The organism is Arthrobacter sp. PvP023, assembly GCF_017832975.1.
Taxonomy (GTDB): domain Bacteria; phylum Actinomycetota; class Actinomycetes; order Actinomycetales; family Micrococcaceae; genus Arthrobacter.
Genome location: NZ_JAFIBI010000001.1, coordinates 3,257,053 through 3,276,446, shown reverse-complemented (window position 1 = coordinate 3,276,446; position 19,394 = coordinate 3,257,053). Strand labels below are relative to the sequence as shown.

Genomic DNA, 19,394 nt, shown 5'->3' with positions numbered 1-19,394 from the left:
AATGTGTGGCATTGGATATATGCCTTTTTTCGGAGTGTCGATTCGCGGGGTCACGCCCCTGCTTTGCGCTGACTAGGCGCATTAGCGCCCGCCGTGGCAATCTTGATCCGTGAGTACTGTAGAAAGCCTTGTAGGCGAATGGCTGCCGCTGCCCGACGTTGCAGAAATGATGAACGTGTCCATCACTAAGGTCCATGGATTGCTGGACGAAAAGGCGCTGGTGGCCCTCAGGGTCGGCGAACGCCGGATCAGGTCCGTTCCCGCCGACTTTATGCAGGACGGCCATCCGGTAGAGAGCCTGAAAGGGACAGTCGTGGTCCTCGCGGATGCCGGCTATACCGATGAAGAACTCATTACCTGGCTTTTCACCCCGGATGAATCTCTGCGGGGCCGTCCGATTGATGCGCTGCGCGAAGGCCGGAAGACCGAGATCCGCCGACGGGCACAGTCCCTCGCCTGGTAATACTGTCCAGGCCCCCCGCAATACATGCTGAGCGCGTCAGCCGCGCCGCCACAATCAGGCGGCGCGGCTGACGGTTGCCTCGGCCAGTTTCCGCAGGGCCGTCTTGGGGAGATCGTCCAGCGGCAGCAGGTCCAGTTCCGCGAAGGCGGCACGGCCGAATTCCTCAATCAGGACCTCAGTAGCCTGGAGCGCGCCGCAGTCCACAATGATCCGACGGATTTCCTCCACGTCGTCATCGGACAGGTCCGGGCTTCCAAGCTTCGCATCGAGGAAACGGGATTCCTCCGGGGAAGCCTGGTCCAGGGCGAAGGCAACCAGGACCGTACGCTTTCCTTCCCGCAAGTCATCGCCAGCGGGCTTACCGGTGGTCACCGGATCACCGAAGACACCGAGTACGTCGTCCCGGAGCTGGAAGGCTTCCCCGAGCGGCAGGGCGAACGCTGAATAGCCGCGAAGCAGTTCGTCGGAAGCACCTGCCAAGGCGCCTCCCAGGGCGAGCGGGTGCTCCGTTGAGTACTTCGCTGACTTGAACCGGATTATTGACTGGGCCCTGTTGACGGCTCCCGCCCGGTCGCGCATGGGACCGGCTACTTCTTCCAGGATGTCAAGGTACTGGCCCGCCATCACTTCGGCGCGCATCAGGTTGAAGATCAGCCTGGCCTGGCTTCCCGACGCTGCCGCCTCGCCTATGTCCGTGAACGTTTCTTCGCTGAAGGAGAGGCAGAGGTCGCCGGTCAGGATGGCTGCGGCATGGCCGAACCGTTCGCTGTCCAGGGCCCACCCCTGGTCTTCATGCAGCTGGCTAAACCGCCGGTGCACACTGGGACCTCCGCGCCGGGTATCCGAGCGGTCGATGATGTCATCATGAATCAGCGCTGCTGCCTGGAAAAGCTCCAAGGCGGATCCGGCAGTGACCACCTCGGTGGCAGCAGCCTCACCGCCGGCGCCACGCCAACCCCAATAGCACATCAGTGCACGCAGCCGCTTGCCGCCGGTAACCAGGTTGGAGATGGAGCCCATCAGCGGATCAATATCCTGTGAAATGGCGGACATCACGGACTGGCGTGTGGCCAGGAAGTCGTTAAGCTTGCCGGCGACGGCGGCTACGAATGCCGTCTGTTCCAGGCGCAGCTGCTCCGCGACCGTCACTTCGCGGACTCAGCTGCGACGTTGGCACCGATGGTGAATGTGGAGACCCCGCCGGTCTCCACCACTGCAACGTTCACTGTTTCGTTGTCGCCGCGGAGGAAATCCTTGGACGCGACTGCACCCACGTTCTCCCCGGGCACCGCTTTGAAGCCTTGGGCCTCCAGCTCCTTTGTATAGAAAGCCACGACGGCGGCGGCCGGCGAACTGATGTTACCCACCAGCGCTGCAGTGGCCGGGGTGGACGTCTTGTCGAAGCTGCTTGAAACCACCCTGGCCCCCGGCATCACGGGCAACAGCTTTTCCGGGAAGCCGTCGACGAGTGCGCCGACGACCGCAGTGGTACCCGGCGACGCCGACGGGCTGGCCGGTGCCGTGGTGGATACCTGTCCGGTGGCGGAAGCTGAAGCGCTGGCGGTCCCGGTTGCCTTGGCTCCGGAATCGGCCGGGGTGCACGCAGCCAGGGCAAGCACCGCGCCGGCCACAATCACTGCGCAGCCCGCAGGCTTGAGCTTTCCAATTACCTTCACAGGGACAGTCCTCCTGGTGTTGACGCCGGATGCAGCCTCCAGTTTAGTCAGTCCCACGGCATAGGATTGAAGACGTGGGGTCGGAACAGGATAAACAGCAGCTCGAAGCGACCCTCCGGGAGCTACGTCGAAGCAGCATCATGCACGTGGACATGGACGCATTTTTCGTCTCCGTGGAACTCCGGAGCCGTCCGGAACTGATCGGAAAACCGGTCATTGTGGGCTATCCGGCGGACCGGTCGGTGGTGCTGTCCGCTTCCTACGAGGCACGGAAATTTGGCGTCAAGTCTGCAATGCCCATGGCTATGGCGGCGCGCATATGCCCCTCGGCAGTCATCATCGAGCCAAGGCACAAGCTGTACTACGAGGTGTCCGCGCAGCTGATGGCCATCTTCGGTTCGATCACTGACCTGGTGGAGCCCCTGAGCGTCGACGAAGCCTTCCTCGACGTCGGCGGAGCCATCCGGCGACTGGGGAGCCCGCGTGAGATCGGCGCGATTATTCGCCGGCGTGTGCGGGACGAACTCGGTATCACCGCGTCCGTTGGCATCGCCGCCAGCAAGTTCGTGGCCAAGATAGCGTCCACCCGCTGTAAACCGGACGGGCTCCTGCTGATCGGACCGGACGAGACCGTTGCCTACCTGCACAGCCTTCCCGTCAATGCGCTGTGGGGGGTGGGGGCCAAGACGGGAGAGGTGCTGGCGCGAATGGGGATCCGCAGCGTGGCGGATGTTGCCGCAACCCCGCCGTCCGCACTGAAGAAGCTCCTCGGGGCGTCAGGCGAGCACGTCTACCGGCTGTCCTGGGGGATTGATCCGCGGCCTGTGACTCCGGTCCGCCTCGAGAAGAGTATCGGTGCCGAGGAGACGTTTGCCGTGGACACCGCGGACGACGCCCTTCTGCACCGGGAGTTGCTGCGCTTGTCGCACCGCACCGCCGAGCGGCTCAGAAGCACGGGGATGGTCGCCAGGACTATCTCCCTGAAGCTTCGCTACACCGATTTCTCCACCATCACGCGCAGCAGGACGGTGCATGCCCCGGTGGACAGTGCCCAGTTGATCTATGCCGTCACGGTTCAGCTGCTGGAATCGCTCGGCCCGCGAGCCATGACAGTCCGCCTTGTTGGCGTAAGGGCGGAGCAGCTTGAGGATGCAGCCCAGACCTCGCTGCAGCTGAGCTTTGACCGCCGCGACGACAACTGGCGGGCCGCGGAACAGGCCCTGGACAGGGTGGCGGAGAAGTTCGGTTCCAAGTCGGTGCTCCCTGCACGGCTGCTGGACCCGAACACCGCCGCTGACTGACTTTTCCCCGGCCGACTGCCGGCAAAAAAGCTGCTTACCCGGTGCGCCCGTCGCCCTTGGATGCAGCGCCGCCGGCGACGGGGTGCGCCGCGTGTGAGTGTCTTTCAGAACAGGGCGCAACAAACTATCCTTAGATATACATAGATTTCGAACGTCTGGACATACCAAAAGCCGTCTGTATCAGCCCGCCGTCCGAATGCGTGGAATCCGGTTGCCCGATATACGGTGGCCGGGAACCTCCTGCGCATGCCGGTCGTTATCGGATTGACAACATAAAGGCCACGGCAGGTCCGGACGTTGGCCGACTTAAGGAGGTCGTGATGCCGCTCTCGGAGCACGAACAGAAGTTGCTCGAGCAGTTGGAGAAGCAGCTGCACGAGGACGATCCGAAGTTTGCCAACTCAATGGGATCGGATCCGGGCCGTAACTGGTCCACACGCCACATAGTGATAGGCGTGCTGGCCACCCTGGCTGGTGTCCTCCTCCTGCTGGTGGGCGTATCACTTCAGAGCATTTTTGTTGGTGTCCTCGGGTTCATCGTGATGGGAGCCGGAGTCTATTTCGCAACGATGCGTAGTTCCGCTGCCGGCAAAGCCAAACCGGCCGGAGGCAAGAAGGCCGGCAAGGGGCGCAGCTCGTTCATGAGCGGTCTGGAAGAACGCTGGGACGAACGCCGCCGCGGTGAACCGTGACAACCCCGTCCTGACAGCCGGCCCGTGACTGTCATTCCCTAACTCTCCACTTCGCACCACCTGCCCGCGGGCAGGCCTGCAGGAAGACCCGCCCCGGCGGGTCTTTTGCATTTAATCGCCCCGCTGCGGGCCCGGACGTCCGGGCGGATCCCCACCGGCCGCCGTCGTATATTCCTTGGCGCGCCCCATGCGCCATCGGCGCCAAAATCCCTCCACTTTGCACCACCGCCCGGAAACCCCGGATTTCCGGGCCCGGATTCCTCCAATCCCGGGAGGAATCTTCCGTGTCGCGTTGACTGTGGAGCGATGTGGAGTAAAGTGGAGCAGGTAAGAGGGTAGTGGCAGCACAGGGGACGTGCAGCTCCTGACGACAGACAGGCGGGTGGCCATGTTTCTTGGCACTCATTCGCCGCGTTTGGACGAAAAGGGGCGGATCATCCTCCCAGCGAAGTTCCGCGAGGAACTTGCCAGCGGATTGGTACTCACCAGGGGCCAGGAACGCTGCATCTACGTCTTCAGTGAGCGGGAATTCGGACGGATTCACGAGCAAATGCGGGAGGCGCCCATCTCCTCCAAGCAGACTCGTGACTACATCCGGGTTTTTCTCTCTGGAGCCTCGGACGAGGTACCTGACAAGCAGGGGCGCGTGACTATTCCTCCCGCACTCCGGGCATACGCAGGTCTTGGCAGGGAGCTTGCCGTCATCGGCGCCGGCTCCCGCGCGGAGATCTGGGATGCCCAGGCCTGGAACGAGTACCTGGCAGAGAAGGAAACCTCCTTCTCTGAAACCGATGACGCCATCCCGGGAATCTTCTGAGGCCCGGAGGCGACAACGGCAACGCTTCTTGAACGAGATCTCCAGCCGCCCATCCGAACGTTTTCCTGGCTCACTTCCCCGGAGCCAGGCGGACGCCCGGATAGGCGCGGATGGGGATCTGGCTCAAGAAGCACACCGAGGACCAACGCTGCCTACCGAGGCACAACCAGGCACGAAAGGACGAAGGTATGAGCGATCCCAACCAGCCAAAACCCACGTCCGAACGCCATGTACCGGTCCTCAAGGACCGGTGCATCAATTTGTTGGCCCCGGGAATTGAAGCGGCACGCCAGCGTGGCGAGACGCCCGTGGTCATCGACGCAACCTTGGGAATGGGCGGCCACTCCGAAGCCCTGCTCCAGCGGTTTCCGGACCTCCACCTGATCGGGATCGATCGCGACGAAGAGGCGCTGGCCCTCGCCGGGGAGCGTTTGAAGCGCTTCGCGGACAGGACCGACCTGGTCCACGCTGTTTACGATGAGATCCCGGATGTCCTCCGGGATCTTGGCGTTATCGAAGTCCACGGTGTCCTCATGGACCTGGGGGTTTCTTCCCTGCAGCTGGACGAGCGCGAGCGAGGTTTTGCCTACTCCTTTGATGCGCCGCTGGACATGCGCATGGACACCAGCCGCGGCCAGACGGCCGCTGACGTGGTTAACAATTACAGCGAAGAGGACCTGGTCCGGATCATCCGCAAGTGGGGTGAAGAAAAGTTCGCCGGCAGGATCGCCAACCGCATCGTGGCGGCTCGCGAGGCAAAGCCGTTCACCACCACCGGTGAACTGGTAGACACCATCCGGGCGGTCGTTCCGGCCGGCGCGGCCAAGACCGGCGGACACCCGGCCAAACGGACCTTCCAGGCCCTGCGGATCGAAGTCAACGAAGAACTTGATGTCCTGGAACGTGCGGTTCCCGCTGCCGTGGATGCACTCGCCATGGGGGGCCGCGTTGTGGTCATGTCTTACCACTCGCTGGAGGACAAGATCGTCAAGAAAGTCTTCCAGGCCGGTTCCAAGTCCTCAGCGCCGTTGGGTTTCCCGGTGGAACTGGAAGAGCACAAGCCCGAGCTCAAGACCCTGACCAAAGGCACCGAGGTGCCCACGGCAGAAGAAATCGCCGAAAACCCACGCGCAGCATCCGCCCGGTTGCGCGCCGTAGAACGAATCAGAGCCAGGAGGGCCGCATGAGCACCGCCGCTGCTAAGAACTTCCCAGTCGTGTCAGGTACGGCGGCCCGTGCCCTCACGGGGATCAAGCCCTCGGAAGGATCCGAACGCAAACTGCGGACCCCGCTGTCCGTGGTCCGCTCCACGCCCCGCAAGCGCAGGGCCCCTTTCGTCGTGCTCTGCTTCGCGCTGCTCGCCGTGGCGCTCATGGCGGTCCTGGTACTCAACATTTCCGTCTCCACGGCCCAGTACCAGCTGGTGCAGCTCCGGAGTGAGCAGTCCACCCTGACAAAGCAAAACCAGGACCTGACACAGCAGGTCCAGAACTTCGATGCTCCCCAGAACCTGGCCGCCAAGGCCACGGAACTGGGCATGGTAGCTTCCACTGGCAAGGGCCAGATCGACCTGTCCACACTGACCGTCAGCGGTACCCCGAAGCCCGCGGTCAAGGGTGACAAGCCGGGAGCCATCATTGCAGCGCCTGCCGTCGCCGGTCAGCTGACGGTGGTGCCGCCCGCCACGACCAAGGAACCGTTGGCTGTCCGAAAGCCGGCTGAGGCCGCCGCTCCCGCGGCTTCGGCTCCTGCGGCTTCGGCACCGGCGGCGGCTGCCCCTAAGCCCGCGGTTAATCTCCACGGAGGATCAGTGCCGGCTCCGCAGCAAAAGACGCCCGGACAGTAACTGACAGGACTGCTCACCAGTACGCAACCAGCAAGGACTCACCGTGGCGAAGAGCACCGGCAAGAAGACAACCGCAAAAGTGCCCAACGCCACCAGGAGGCTCCGCCTCGGCCTGGGCATGATGCTGGCGCTGCTGCTTGTGGTGGGCGGAAAACTGTTCATGGTCCAGGGGCTGGACATCGGCGGAATGGCCGAAGCGGCGCTGAACAACCGGCTTACCCCGATAGAACTCCCGGCCGAGCGCGGCAGCATCCTGGATGCGAACGGGACGGTCCTCGCCAACAGCGTCATCCGCTACAACGTGGTGGTGGATCAGCGCGTCAACACGAAGACGGAGTCATTCAAACGACTGGACACCGTCGGCGACAAGGAAGAGCTCGTTACCGTTTCCAGGGACAAGGGCATCCAGGAGCTGGCAGCCGTGCTGGGACAGGATCCGGCAGACGTCAAGGACGCACTGACGGGGGAGAAGCCCTACTACATCGTGGCGAAGGACCTTAAGCCCGACATGGAGGACCGGATTTCCAAGCTGCAGATTCCGGGAATCGTCACCGTTGGAACCAGCAAGCGCGTCTACCCCAACGGTGCCGTGGCCGGCGGCATCGTCGGCTTCCTGCAGGACGGCACAACCGGCCAGGCGGGGCTGGAGCAGACGCAGGACGAGATCCTCAAGGGAACTCCCGGCAAGCGGCTCTTCGAAATCGGTGCAGACGGCCTGCGTATCCCGGTTGGCGTAGACGAACTGACGCCCGCTGTCGACGGCAAGGACATCCGGCTTACCCTCAACTCGGACCTGCAGTATTTTGCCCAGCAGGCCATCCAGAACCAGTCGGACAAGCTGAGCGCCGAATGGGGCGTCATCATTGTCCAAGACATCAAGACCGGCAACATCATCGCCATGGCAGACACCAACGCCCCGGATCCCAACGACCCCGGAAAGGTGGCAGCCAAGGACCGCGGCGTTCGTTCGGTGACAGCCGCTTACGAGCCGGGCTCCGTGGAAAAGATGATCACCGCCGCGTCAGTCATTGAAGAAGGCAAGTCCAGCCCGTTGGACCATTTCACCATCCCGCCGTCCTACGTAGTGGACGGACAGGTCTTCACTGACTCGTTCGATCACGGGACTGAGGAACGGACCCTGGCCGGCATCCTCGGCTGGTCCATGAACACGGGAACGGTCATGGCCGGGCAGCGCCTCACGAAGGAACAGCGGCATGACTGGCTGCAGAAGTTCGGAATCGGCGAAGCCCCGGACATCGGCCTTCCCGCCGAAGCGAGCGGCATCCTCACCCCGGCCGATCAGTGGGACGGCCGGCAGGAGTACACCGTCCTGTTCGGCCAGGGTGTGTCGCAATCCACGCTGCAGACCGTCCGTGCCTATCAGTCGATTGCCAACGATGGAGTCATGCTGCAGCCGCGCCTGATCGACAGCTATATCAGCCCGGACGGAACCGAGGAGAAAGTCCCGGCGAAGGAAAGCCGGCAAATCGTGTCAAAGGAAACAGCGAAACAGGTGCGGGACATCCTGGAGAGCGCAGTGACCGAGGGCCAGATCAAGGACGCGGCCATCGATGGTTACCGCGTCGGCGCCAAGACGGGAACCTCCGAATCTCCGTGCGACGACGGCAAGTCCGGATACTGCGGCTACACGGCCTCGATGGTGGGGATGGCGCCGATGGACGATCCGCGGTTTATTGTTGAAGTTGTCCTGCAGCGTCCCAAAGGCAGTATCTACGGAATCACCAATGGTCCGGTATTCCGCTCCGTGATGAGCCAGGCGCTGCGGACCTACAACGTTCCGCCATCGACGGGCGAGCCGGTCAGGCTGCCCCAATACGTCAAGTAGCACGTCCACAGCATCGTACGTACGAGGGGAACGTCCTCTACGCCCGGTGTGATCCACTAGCACCAACGGAGATCCACTTGTCAGAGCACCATGCCCCAGGCAGTACCGATACAACGGGCGGCGCGGTTCCCGGTTCCGGGTTCCGGCCGACCGCCGTTGCCGCGGTGCCCCTTGGCACCATCGGCGAGTCTGTCGGCGTCGTCGTTCCCGGGGCATCCAGCTCCATCCCTGTCACCGGGATTTCCCTGAACTCGAGGACCGTCCAGCCGGGCGATCTCTATGTCGCCTTGCCCGGCGCCGCCAGGCATGGAGCTGACTTCGTATCGCAGGCCGTCGCGGCAGGCGCCGTCGCGGTAGTGACGGACGACGACGGCGCCAGGCTGCTTGCGTTGTCAGCGGACACTCCCGTACCGGTCCTGGTGGTTGACGGGCCCCGCAGCGCCGTGGGCGGGCTCGCGGCACTGATCTACCAGAGCCGGCCGGAAGGCGGGACTTCGCCGTCGCTGTTCGGTGTTACCGGCACCAACGGCAAAACCACCACCACGTACTTCATTAATGCGCTCCTGCAGGCGCTGGGCCGCCGGACCGGCCTGATCGGCACCATCGAGATCCTCGCGGGCGGTGCGCCGATTCCCAGCCTGCTGACCACGCCTGAGTCCACCGACCTTCACGCGCTGCTGGCACTGATGCGTGAACGCGGCCTGGACGCTGCGTCGATGGAGGTCTCCTCGCACGCAGTATCGTTCCACCGCGTCGACGGGGTGCAGTTCGACGTCGCCGGCTTCACCAACCTCACCCAGGACCACCTGGACCTCCACGGGACCATGGACGAATATTTCCAGACCAAGGCCCGGCTCTTCACGCCCCGGCACGCCAAGTCGGCCGTGATCACCGTAGACGACGAGTGGGGCCGCCGCCTCGCATCCGCGGCCGAAATTCCGGTCACCACCCTGGCGACCGCCCAGGCCAACGATCCCGCGGCGCCGGCTGCTGACTGGACAGTCACGGCCGCCGCCCCCCGGGGCCTTGGCACGCAGTTCCGGCTGCGGCACCGGGACGGCAGCGAACTGCGTGTACACACGGGGCTGCCGGGAAGCTTCAATGTTTCCAACGCCGCCCTCGCGACCGTTATGGTACTGGCCAGCGGCGTCGAGCCGGCCACGCTGCAGGCTGCCCTGGACGAGGCTGATCCGTTCACCGTTGCCGTTCCGGGACGCATGCAGCTCGTCTCCACTGCGCCGGCCGCCGTCGTCGACTTCGCCCACAACCCGGATGCCCTGCAGCGTGCGCTGGAGGCTGTGCGCTCAACCGAACCCGGTTCGAGGGTGATTGTGGTCTTCGGCGCCACCGGACAGCGGGACCAGGGCAAACGCCCGGCCATGGGGGCCATCGCGGCGCGGCTTGCGGACGTCGTGATCATCAGCGACGACGACCCCCACGACGAGGACGCCGCCGCCATCCGTGCGGACGTCCTGGCGGGCGCGCGCGAGGCGAAGGAATCCGGCGGCCTTGGCTGCACGATCCTGGAATCGTACCCACGCGACGTGGCGATCCGGGAGGCCGTCAACATGGCGCAGCCGCAGGACACGATCCTGGTAGCCGGGCGCGGCCACGAAGTCTGGCAGGAAGTCAAAGGCGTCAACCTGGCGCTCGACGACAGGGTGGAGCTCCGCGAGGCCTTGACAGCACGCGGATTCACCGTTCTGAATGACGAGCGGATAGAGTCCTAGACCGAGATGATTGCATTTACTGCGGCGGAAATAGCCGAAATTACAGACGGCCGCCTTGCCGCCGATCCGACCATCACGCCCTCGGCAGTGGTCACCGATTCCCGGGAAGCCACTGAGGGGTCCCTCTATGTGGCCAAGCCCGGCGAAAGCGCTGACGGCCACGACTTCATCGGCGCAGCCTTTGAACGCGGCGCCGCCCTGGCCCTCGTGGAACGGGACGTCACCGACGGCACCGGCACGACGTATCCCGCCATCGTGGTGAAGGACGCGGTCCTGGCCATGGGCGAACTGGCCGCCGAATCAGTGCGCCGCATCCGTGCCCGCCGTGAGGCTGAGGGTACGGAATTCACCGTCATCGGCATCACCGGGTCCGCCGGCAAAACCACCACGAAGGACCTCCTCGCCGGAATCCTTTCCGCCGAAGGCAGCACCGTTTCACCCCAGGGCTCCTATAACGGCGAAGTGGGTGTTCCGCTCACTGTTTTCCAGGCCGGGTTCGACACCCGCTACCTGGTGATCGAGATGGGCGCCACCGGGATCGGCCACATCCGCTATCTCGCGGACATGGTGCGTCCCTCCATCGGAGTGGTCCTGGGCGTTGGAACCGCCCATGCCGGTGAATTCGGCGGCGTGGACAACATCGCCGTGGCCAAGGGCGAGCTGCTTGAGGCCCTCCCCGACAACGGAACCGCTGTGGTCAACCTCGATGACGGCCGTGTTGCCGCGATGAGGAGCAGGACCACTGCCAACGTCCTGGGCTTCTCGGCACAGCCGGCTGACGACGTCCCGGGTGCCGACCTGCGTGCCGTCCACGTCGAAACGAACCCGGCCGGAAATCCCGAGTTCGAACTTCTCTTCCCCGGCGAAACCGAAGGGCACCAGGTAAGCAGCCGCCTCATTGGCGCACACCACGTGACCAACCTCCTGGCAGCGGCCGGAGCCGCCTACGCTGCCGGTGTCACGGGTGAACGGATCGCGGCCTCCCTCAGCACACAGTCCGCGGCCAGCCGCTGGCGGATGGAACGCACCGAGCGGCCGGACGGCGTGACCATCATCAACGATGCCTACAACGCCAATCCCGAATCCATGCGCGCTGCCTTGCGGACGCTGGCGGACCTCGGCCGGGGACGCCGGACCTGGGCCGTTTTGGGCGCCATGCTGGAACTGGGCGATGAGTCCATTCGAGAGCACATGGCAGTCGGCACGCAGGTGGTGAGGCTCAACATTTCGCGCCTGGTAGTGGTTGGCCGCGAGGCCCGTTCTCTCTACGTCTCCGCCGTCAATGAAGGCTCCTGGGGCGACGAGTGCGTCTTCACCGAGTCGGTTGACGAGGCCTACGACCTCCTCCAACGTGAGCTGGAACCAGGCGATCTTGTCCTCTTCAAGTCCTCCAACAGTGTGGGGCTGAGGCATCTGGGTGATCGGATAGCATTACCCCCACAAGTCCGAGCAACCGCCAATGAAGGGAGCGAGTCGCTGTGATTGCACTGCTGATCGGCGCTGGCCTGGCCCTGCTGTTTGCGTTGGTGGGAACCCCGCTGTTCATCCGTCTACTGGTGCGGAAGAGCTACGGCCAGTTCATCCGGGACGACGGTCCCACATCGCACCACACCAAGCGCGGCACCCCGACCATGGGCGGCACCGTGGTGGTCTTCGCGGTCCTGCTGAGTTACGCGCTGACCCACCTGATCATGTGGATGATGAATCCAAGGTCACCCGGGCCGTCGGCCTCCGCACTCCTGCTCCTGTTCCTCATGGTGGGAATGGGGCTGGTGGGATTCCTGGACGACTTCATCAAGATTTCCAAGCAGCGCAGCCTAGGCCTGAACGCCAAAGCCAAGCTGGTACTGCAGGGCGCCGTAGGCATCATTTTCGCTGTCCTGGCCTTGAACTTTCCCAATGCCGACGGCGTCACCCCCGCATCCACCCAGATCTCCCTGGTGCGGGACATCCCGTGGCTGAACCTTGCTTTCGGCGGCACAGTCCTCGGCGCCATTCTGTTCGTCCTGTGGTCCAACCTGATCGTGACGGCTGCCACCAACGGCGTGAACCTCACCGACGGCCTGGACGGGCTCGCGGCGGGGGCCTCGGTGATGGTGTTCGGAGCCTACACACTGATGGGCATCTGGCAGAGCAACCAGGCCTGCGGTTCGCCGCGGCAGACCGGCGGCGGCTGCTATTCCGTCCGGGATCCGCTGGACCTGGCACTGCTGGCCGCGATCTTGAGTGCGGCCCTGGTTGGCTTCCTGTGGTGGAACACCTCCCCGGCGAAAATCTTCATGGGCGACACCGGCTCGCTGGCCATCGGCGGTGCCGTCGCCGGCTTCGCCATCCTGTCCCGGACCGAACTCCTGCTCGCCTTCATCGGCGGACTTTTCGTCCTCATCACACTTTCCGTGATCATCCAGGTGGGCTACTTCAAGATCACGAAGGGCAAGCGGTTCTTCAAGATGGCTCCGCTCCAGCACCACTTTGAACTCAAGGGCTGGGCGGAAGTCACCGTGGTGGTCCGGTTCTGGATCCTCGGCGGCCTCTTCGTCGCCGCGGGTCTGGGCATCTTCTACGCAGAATGGGTGGTCCTGCTGTGAGCAGTCCTATACCTTCGCCGCTGGCAACGTCTCCCCGTCTCGAAAACCTGGTGAGCTGGGACTCGGACTGGGCCGGGCTCAGGGTGGTGGTGACCGGAATCGGCGTGTCCGGCTTCGCCGCGGCAGACACCCTGATCGAACTCGGTGCCCGTGTTGTGGTGGTTGACGCCGCTACCAGTCCCACGGCGCGGGCCCAGGCGGACACCCTGAAGATCGTGGGTGCCGTGGATGTCCTCCTCGGCGAGGACGCCGTGCACTCCGTGCCGAAAATTGACGGCCTGAAACCGGACCTCATTGTGACGTCACCGGGATGGCGCCCGGACCAGGCCCTTCTCGCGGCGGCTGCCCGGTCCCACATCCCGGTATGGGGCGATGTGGAACTTGCCTGGCGCGTGCGCGAACGGAAGGGCCGCAAGACCGCGGACTGGCTGACCATCACCGGAACGAACGGGAAGACCACAACGGTGGGCCTCACCGAATCCATGCTGCAGGCGGCCGGGCTCAAAGCCATCGCCGTCGGAAACGTGGGAACGCCCATCCTGGACGCCCTGCGCGACCCGGTTGAATACGATGTCTTTGCCGTCGAGCTGTCAAGCTTCCAACTGCACTGGAGCCACTCCGTCTCTCCGATCGCAAGTGTGTGCCTCAACGTTGCTGAGGACCACGTGGACTGGCACGGATCCTACGCCTCGTACCTGGCCGACAAGGCGAAGGTTTATGAGCAGACGCAAAAGGCCTGCATCTACAACGCCGAGCAGATCGAAACAGAACGCATGGTGGAGAACGCGGACGTCGTGGAAGGCTGCCGTGCCGTCGGTTTCACAACGTTAACGCCGGCCATCAGCATGCTCGGCGTGGTCGAGGGCCTCCTGGTGGACCGCGCCTTCATACCCGAGCGCAAGGACAGCGCTGCCGAGCTTGCCGCGATGTCGGACCTCGGCCCGGTGGCCCCGCGCCACATGGTGGCCAACGCCCTGGCAGCGGCGGCCCTGGTCCGGGCTTACGGTGTGGAACCGAAGGCGGTACGCCAAGGACTGAAGGACTACATTCCCGGAGAACACCGCATCCAGCTTGTAGCCCGGTACAACGATGTGTTGTGGATCAACGACTCCAAAGCCACGAACCCGCACGCCGCTGCTGCATCGCTGTCCGCCTTCACCAACGTCATCTGGATCGCCGGCGGTCTCTCCAAAGGCGTGAGCTATGACGAACTTGTCCAGGAACAGGCGCCGCGGCTGAAGGCCGTAGTACTGATCGGAGCGGACACCACGGCGCTCTCGGACGCCCTCAAGCGACACGCACCGGATGTCCCCGTGATCGGGCGCACGAAGGGCGACACTGAAAATGTGCAGTCAGCCGGGACGGGCGATGCCGGCACAGTGCCCTCGCCGATTTACGGGGAAACTGTGATGGCCCAGGCCGTCGCCGCAGCGGCACAGCTGGCTTCTCCGGGAGACACTGTGCTCATGGCCCCGGCGGCTGCTTCCATGGATCAGTTCTCTTCCTACGCTCACCGTGGCGACGCCTTCATTGAAGCTGTCCGCGGGCTCGTGGAAGGGCAGGCTCAGACCGGCGAGGAGTAACAATGGTCAGCACGCCCACCCGTGCCCCGGCTGCCAGGCAGCGGGGCGCAACCCCGCACCCGCCGGCTTCGCGGACAGGCAAGGCGGCAGGTTCCAAACCGCCGTCGCCAAAGGACCGGGCCCGCGGGACCGCAGGGACCGGCCACGTGCCGCCGCTGGCCAGGCTTCGCGGCTGGCACCGGAGTTTCTGGGCGAAGCTGGAAGGAACCGGAAAGTCACGCAACGGTTCCACGTACTACCTGATCCTCGGGTCCACCCTCGCACTGACGGCCATCGGCATCATGATGGTGCTGTCCGCGTCCAGCGTCGAGGCGATCGCGGCGGGGGAGTCGCCGTACACGGCAGCACTCAAGCAGGGCATGTTCGCCGCCATCGGGGTTTTCCTGATGTTCGTCCTCTCGCGCGTCAACGTGGTCTGGCTCAAGCGCCTGGCCTGGCCGGGGATCGCCGGAGCCTACGTGCTCCTGGTACTCGTGCTCCTGATCGGCACGAGTACCAACGGCAACCAGAACTGGATTGAATTCGGCGGCATCACCTTCCAGCCGTCAGAAGCGGCCAAGCTCGCCCTGGCGCTTTGGATGGCGACCGTGCTGGCGGTCAAAGCAAAACTGCTCCACCGCTGGCAGCACGTGGTGGTTCCGGTCCTTCCTGCTGCCGCCGGCATCATCGGGCTGGTCCTGGCCGGGAATGACCTCGGCACTGGAATGATCATCATGATGATCATGGCCGCTGCGCTGTTCTTTGCCGGCGTCCCGCTCTACATGTTCGGCATCGCGGCCCTGGTCGCCGTGGCCGGGGCCGGGTTCATGGCTGTGACAAGCTCCAACCGGATGTGCCGGATTACGTCCTGGTGGACCGGAAACTCCTGCGGCGAAGGCATTGACGCCAACTACCAGTCAACCAACGGCCTCTACGGGCTTGCCTCCGGCGGTTGGCTGGGGGTCGGGCTGGGGCAAAGCCGGCAAAAGTACAGCTGGATCCCGGAAGCCCACAACGACTTCATCTTCGCGATCATCGGCGAGGAACTCGGCCTGGTGGGCACCGTCGTCGTGCTCATCCTCTTTGCCATCCTGGGTGCCGCGATCTACCGTGTGGTGGTGGCGCAGGAGGACCTCTTCCACCGCGTCCTTGCAGGGACCATCATGGTGTGGCTGCTCGGCCAGGCCACCGTGAACATGTCCGTGGTCACCGGACTCGTTCCCGTCATCGGCGTACCGCTGCCCTTCATTTCCTATGGCGGCTCAGCGTTGCTGATGTCGTTGTGTGCCGTCGGCGTAGTGTTGTCGTTGGCCCGGGAACAGATGGCGCCAAGCGTGCAGCCCAAGCGGCTGCTCAAGTTCCGCACCAAGGGCGGCCGCCCGCACCCCACACGAAAGCGTAAATAGCACTTAATGAATGCCGAGTCTTTGTCAGTAGTCCTTGCCGGCGGCGGAACGGCGGGGCACATCAGTCCGCTGCTGGCCATCGCGGCCGCCTTGCGGGACGTTCGTCCGGACGTTCGCCTCCTGGCGGTGGGAACGCCCAGCGGAATGGAAACCAGGCTGGTCCCCGCGGCCGGCCTGGAGTTGGTCACCATCAGCCGTGTGCCCTTTCCCCGCCGGCCGTCGCTGGACCTCCTGCGGCTGCCGGGACGGCTGGCCGGCGCTGTTAAGCAGGCCGGAAGGATCCTCGATGACGCTCACGCGGACGTCCTGGTCGGCGTGGGCGGTTACGTCTGCACCCCGCTGTACCTCGCCGCCCGGCGCCGAAAAATTCCCATTGTCATTCACGAAGCCAACACCCGGGCCGGACTGGCCAACAAGGTAGGTGCCCGCTTCAGCCACCACGTCGGCGTCGCATTTGCTGGCACGAAGCTGCGCGGTGCCCGTCACGTCGGCATGCCAATGCGCAGGGAAGTCTCCGGGCTGGATCGCGCCGCTTCCCGGCATGCTGCACGTGAGCTGCTGGGCCTGGACCAGCACATGCCGGCGCTTATTGTCACCGGCGGCTCGTCCGGGGCGCAGAGCATCAACAGGACCATTGCGGCGTCCGTGGAAGCACTGGCCAAGGCCGGAATCCAGACCCTGCACATCACCGGGAAGGGCAAGTCAGTGCTTGACGGCGAAGGCAAACCTCTCGCCGCGGACGGCTACCGCCAGGTGGAGTATGTCGACGGGATGGAGAACGTCTACGCGGCCGCCGACCTGCTGCTGGGGCGTGCAGGAGCGGCCACGGTCTGCGAAACCGCTGCTGTGGGTGTCCCGGCCGTGTTCGTTCCGCTCCCGATCGGCAACGGCGAACAGGCCCTCAACGCCGCCGGTCCGGTGCAAGCGGGAGGGGCCCTGGTGGTTGACGACGAATCGTTCACGCCCGAATGGGTCAGCAGGGAAATCATCCCGCTGCTCTCAGATCCTGCCCGGCTGGCGAAAATGGCGGCCAGCTCTGAAGCCCTCGGTATCCGAAACGCAGATCGCCGTATGGCCGATCTGGTCCTGGAAGCGGTAAGCAAATGACGACGTCCACAGCAGGCACGGCCGTGCGGAGCCTGGCATCTTTGGGCCGCGTGCATTTCATCGGCATTGGCGGCGTGGGCATGTCCGCAGTGGCCCGGATCATGGTGGCCCGCGGTGTCCCGGTGACGGGCTCCGATGCCAAAGACCTTCCGGTCATGGCAGACCTCGCTGCTGCCGGCGCGGGCATCCACGTGGGCTATTCCGCCGTCAACCTGGGCGCGGCCGAGACCGTGGTGGCCGGCTCCGCCATCCGTGCGGACAATCCGGAACTCCAGGCCGCGCATGCCGCCGGGCTGCCCGTCTTGCACCGTTCGGAGGCGCTGGCGGCGGCCATGGCGGGTGACCGGGTGGTTACGGTGGCCGGCACCCACGGGAAGTCAACCACCACGTCCATGGTCACGGTGTTGCTGCAGGGTGCCGGGCTGGACCCCACTTTTGCGATCGGGGCCAATGTCCCGTCCCTGGGGGTGAACGCCGCTAGCGGCACTTCGGGCATCTTTGTTGCCGAGGCCGACGAATCCGACGGGTCGTTCCTCAATTACCGTCCCCACATTGCGGTTGTCACCAACGTGGAACCGGACCACCTTGACTACTACGGCACCGCCGAAGCCGTCTACAAGTCGTTCGACCGTTTCACGGAGCTGCTCCCTACCGACGGCGTTCTGGTGGCCTGCGCCGATGATCCCGGTGCCCGCGCACTGGCGGAACGGACCAAGGCGCGGGGCAACACCAGGGTGGTTACGTACGGCACTGCTGAAGATGCGCAGCTGCGGCTGCACGACGGCGGCCCGGGAGACGTATGGGTGTCCACCGGCGCGGGAATGTTTGCACTGGCCCTCCAGGTTCCCGGACGCCACAACGCCCTCAACGCTGCAGCCGCATTTGCCGTGGCCCTGGAACTCGGCGTCGCACCCGACGCGGCCTCCGGGGCCCTGGCCCATTTCTCCGGCGCATCACGCCGCTTCGAGTTCAAGGGAGAAGGCCGGGGAGTGCGGGTCTACGACGACTACGCCCACCACCCCACCGAGGTCCGGGCGGCGCTGGCCGCTGCACGTTCCGTAGCGGGGGACCACAAGGTTCACGTGCTGTTCCAGCCTCACCTGTTTTCCCGCACCAGGGAGTTTGCAGCGGATTTCGCCGAGGCGCTCAACTCCGCTGACACCGCCCTGGTCCTGGACATCTATCCGGCCCGGGAGGATCCGATCCCGGGGGTCAGCAGCAAGCTGATCGGTGACCGGCTTTCCGGGGGCGGCCGGCTGGTGTCCGCCGAAGACGCCGTCCGGGCCGTCGTGGCCAACGCGGCCGCCGGGGATATTGTGCTCACGGCCGGCGCGGGCGACGTCACCGCCTACGGTCCGCTGATTGTGGAGGCACTGCTGGCGGAGGCGCCGGGTGGCTAGCACGCGCCGGCCGACCTACAAGACCGGCTCGCCTGCCACTCAGGGAAAGACCACCCAGGGAAAGGCCGACCCGGCAAGCGGACGCGCGGACGTCATATCCGCCTCCAAGGCCGCCCCCGCGGCCGAAGGGGCGTCCCGTCCCGCCGCCACCGGAAACGTGCTGTCCTTCCCGGAGCCCAAAGGGAGACGGATCCGGCGCAACATCATCCTGGCTGCGTGCATTGTTGCCGCGCTGGTTGCCGGACTGCTGGCGGCAGCCGTCTACTCGCCGCTGTTCGCCGTACAGACGGTATCGGTGGACGGCACCAAAATGCTGACTCCCGGGCAGGTCCAGGACGTCCTGAAGCCGTTGCACGGCAAACCGCTGCCGCAGGTGAATGACGACGAGGTGAAGCAGCTGCTGCAGCCCCTCGTCCAGGTCAAGGACGTGACCACGGAGGCGCGGCCGCCGTCGGTACTGGTGGTGCACATCCATGAGCGCACACCGGTCGCCCTGGTGAAGCAGGGAGAAATGTTCCAGCTGGTCGACGTCGACGGGGTCCAGCTCGGCACGACCCAGGACCCGGGCAGCATCCAGCTGCCGGTGATCGACGGCGGAGCCGGAGTGATCGGCAAGGATCTTTTCAAGGCCATCACGGGCGTGCTGGCTGCGTTGCCCGCCGACGTACTCGCCAGGTTGTCCGATGCCTCGGCGAAGTCGGTTGACGCCGTCGAACTCAAACTAGTGGACGGCCAGACCATTGTCTGGGGCAATGCGGGGGAGAAGGAGCTCAAAGCCAAGGTGCTCGCTGCCCTGCTGAAGGCGCCCGCGGACCCCAAGAACCCCGTCCAGGTCTACGATGTCAGCGTGCCGCGGCATCCCGTGACACGATAGTGGGCGAGCCCCCGGGGACAACCCCGGGACGAACATTTAGCCGCGCTGGGGAACCAGCGCACCGGCGGTGTGGTCCGAGGCGATTT

Annotated in this window: 17 protein-coding genes; 15 read left to right on the top strand and 2 right to left on the bottom strand. The window is 64.8% G+C overall.

Features of this window, described 5'->3' with window-relative positions; genetic code table 11:
* Nucleotides 1-109 precede the first annotated feature (109 nt).
* A complete protein-coding gene (locus JOE31_RS15050; protein ID WP_209746007.1) occupies nucleotides 110-463 on the top strand; it encodes an Rv2175c family DNA-binding protein in 354 nt (117 codons plus the stop codon).
* Nucleotides 464-517: 54 nt separating this feature from the next.
* On the opposite strand, the gene JOE31_RS15045 is transcribed toward JOE31_RS15050, so the two are convergent.
* The gene (locus JOE31_RS15045) at nucleotides 518-1,612 is read right to left on the bottom strand and encodes a polyprenyl synthetase family protein (protein WP_209746005.1); all 1,095 of its coding nucleotides are present in this window, start codon (nucleotides 1,610-1,612) and stop codon (nucleotides 518-520) included.
* Nucleotides 1,609-2,139: a hypothetical protein gene (locus JOE31_RS15040; protein WP_011691418.1), complete on the bottom strand. Its 531-nt coding sequence runs from the start codon at nucleotides 2,137-2,139 to the stop codon at nucleotides 1,609-1,611. The genes JOE31_RS15045 and JOE31_RS15040 overlap by 4 nt, the downstream gene beginning before the upstream one ends.
* 140 nt (nucleotides 2,140-2,279) lie before the next feature.
* Between JOE31_RS15040 and dinB the strand changes: the two genes are divergently transcribed.
* From dinB to JOE31_RS14970, 14 genes are all read left to right on the top strand, one after another.
* On the top strand, nucleotides 2,280-3,440 hold the full coding sequence (dinB, locus tag JOE31_RS15035; RefSeq protein WP_209748475.1) for a DNA polymerase IV: 1,161 nt from the start codon (nucleotides 2,280-2,282) through the stop codon (nucleotides 3,438-3,440).
* A gap of 320 nt (nucleotides 3,441-3,760) precedes the next feature.
* Complete coding sequence (locus tag JOE31_RS15030) at nucleotides 3,761-4,132, top strand: DUF3040 domain-containing protein (protein WP_011691420.1); 372 nt, start codon at nucleotides 3,761-3,763, stop codon at nucleotides 4,130-4,132.
* A 388-nt stretch (nucleotides 4,133-4,520) separates the two neighbouring features.
* A complete protein-coding gene (gene mraZ / locus JOE31_RS15025; RefSeq protein WP_011691421.1) occupies nucleotides 4,521-4,949 on the top strand; it encodes a division/cell wall cluster transcriptional repressor MraZ in 429 nt (142 codons plus the stop codon).
* Between the two features lie 188 nt (nucleotides 4,950-5,137).
* Nucleotides 5,138-6,136: a 16S rRNA (cytosine(1402)-N(4))-methyltransferase RsmH gene (rsmH, locus tag JOE31_RS15020; RefSeq protein ID WP_209746003.1), complete on the top strand. Its 999-nt coding sequence runs from the start codon at nucleotides 5,138-5,140 to the stop codon at nucleotides 6,134-6,136.
* Complete coding sequence (locus tag JOE31_RS15015; protein WP_209746001.1) at nucleotides 6,133-6,795, top strand: hypothetical protein; 663 nt, start codon at nucleotides 6,133-6,135, stop codon at nucleotides 6,793-6,795. The genes rsmH and JOE31_RS15015 overlap by 4 nt, the downstream gene beginning before the upstream one ends.
* Nucleotides 6,796-6,838: 43 nt before the next feature.
* Nucleotides 6,839-8,641 (top strand): penicillin-binding protein 2, encoded by a 1,803-nt coding sequence (locus JOE31_RS15010; RefSeq protein ID WP_209745999.1) that lies wholly within the window; start codon nucleotides 6,839-6,841, stop codon nucleotides 8,639-8,641.
* Between the two features lie 77 nt (nucleotides 8,642-8,718).
* A complete protein-coding gene (locus JOE31_RS15005; RefSeq protein ID WP_209745997.1) occupies nucleotides 8,719-10,371 on the top strand; it encodes a UDP-N-acetylmuramoyl-L-alanyl-D-glutamate--2,6-diaminopimelate ligase in 1,653 nt (550 codons plus the stop codon).
* A gap of 6 nt (nucleotides 10,372-10,377) precedes the next feature.
* Complete coding sequence (murF, locus tag JOE31_RS15000; protein ID WP_209745995.1) at nucleotides 10,378-11,853, top strand: UDP-N-acetylmuramoyl-tripeptide--D-alanyl-D-alanine ligase; 1,476 nt, start codon at nucleotides 10,378-10,380, stop codon at nucleotides 11,851-11,853.
* Nucleotides 11,850-12,959, top strand: coding sequence for a phospho-N-acetylmuramoyl-pentapeptide-transferase (gene mraY, locus JOE31_RS14995; protein WP_209745993.1), 1,110 nt, complete (start codon nucleotides 11,850-11,852; stop codon nucleotides 12,957-12,959). Before murF ends, mraY begins: the two co-directional genes overlap by 4 nt.
* Nucleotides 12,941-14,542 carry a UDP-N-acetylmuramoyl-L-alanine--D-glutamate ligase gene (murD, locus tag JOE31_RS14990; protein WP_209745991.1) on the top strand — a complete coding sequence of 534 codons (1,602 nt, stop codon included), beginning with the start codon at nucleotides 12,941-12,943 and terminating at the stop codon, nucleotides 14,540-14,542. The genes mraY and murD overlap by 19 nt, the downstream gene beginning before the upstream one ends.
* 2 nt (nucleotides 14,543-14,544) lie before the next feature.
* Entirely contained in the window at nucleotides 14,545-15,927 is a 1,383-nt protein-coding gene (gene ftsW, locus JOE31_RS14985; protein ID WP_209745988.1) for a putative lipid II flippase FtsW, read from the top strand.
* Nucleotides 15,928-15,933: 6 nt separating this feature from the next.
* Complete coding sequence (gene murG, locus JOE31_RS14980) at nucleotides 15,934-17,034, top strand: undecaprenyldiphospho-muramoylpentapeptide beta-N-acetylglucosaminyltransferase (RefSeq protein ID WP_209745986.1); 1,101 nt, start codon at nucleotides 15,934-15,936, stop codon at nucleotides 17,032-17,034.
* On the top strand, nucleotides 17,031-18,434 hold the full coding sequence (gene murC, locus JOE31_RS14975; RefSeq protein WP_209745984.1) for a UDP-N-acetylmuramate--L-alanine ligase: 1,404 nt from the start codon (nucleotides 17,031-17,033) through the stop codon (nucleotides 18,432-18,434). Before murG ends, murC begins: the two co-directional genes overlap by 4 nt.
* The gene (locus tag JOE31_RS14970; RefSeq protein ID WP_209745983.1) at nucleotides 18,427-19,308 is read left to right on the top strand and encodes an FtsQ-type POTRA domain-containing protein; all 882 of its coding nucleotides are present in this window, start codon (nucleotides 18,427-18,429) and stop codon (nucleotides 19,306-19,308) included. The genes murC and JOE31_RS14970 overlap by 8 nt, the downstream gene beginning before the upstream one ends.
* Nucleotides 19,309-19,394: the final 86 nt, after the last annotated feature.

What these genes read in the sequence shown, in the direction of transcription:
- dinB (WP_209748475.1), top strand. Translation starts at nt 2,280, where the DNA reads ATGCACGTGGACATGGACGCATTTTTCGTCTCCGTGGAACTCCGGAGC.
- JOE31_RS15030 (WP_011691420.1), top strand. Translation starts at nt 3,761, where the DNA reads ATGCCGCTCTCGGAGCACGAACAGAAGTTGCTCGAGCAGTTGGAGAAG.
- mraZ (WP_011691421.1), top strand. Translation starts at nt 4,521, where the DNA reads ATGTTTCTTGGCACTCATTCGCCGCGTTTGGACGAAAAGGGGCGGATC.
- rsmH (WP_209746003.1), top strand. Translation starts at nt 5,138, where the DNA reads ATGAGCGATCCCAACCAGCCAAAACCCACGTCCGAACGCCATGTACCG.
- JOE31_RS15015 (WP_209746001.1), top strand. Translation starts at nt 6,133, where the DNA reads ATGAGCACCGCCGCTGCTAAGAACTTCCCAGTCGTGTCAGGTACGGCG.
- murF (WP_209745995.1), top strand. Translation starts at nt 10,378, where the DNA reads ATGATTGCATTTACTGCGGCGGAAATAGCCGAAATTACAGACGGCCGC.
- murD (WP_209745991.1), top strand. Translation starts at nt 12,941, where the DNA reads ATGGGTGGTCCTGCTGTGAGCAGTCCTATACCTTCGCCGCTGGCAACG.
- ftsW (WP_209745988.1), top strand. Translation starts at nt 14,545, where the DNA reads ATGGTCAGCACGCCCACCCGTGCCCCGGCTGCCAGGCAGCGGGGCGCA.
- murG (WP_209745986.1), top strand. Translation starts at nt 15,934, where the DNA reads ATGAATGCCGAGTCTTTGTCAGTAGTCCTTGCCGGCGGCGGAACGGCG.
- murC (WP_209745984.1), top strand. Translation starts at nt 17,031, where the DNA reads ATGACGACGTCCACAGCAGGCACGGCCGTGCGGAGCCTGGCATCTTTG.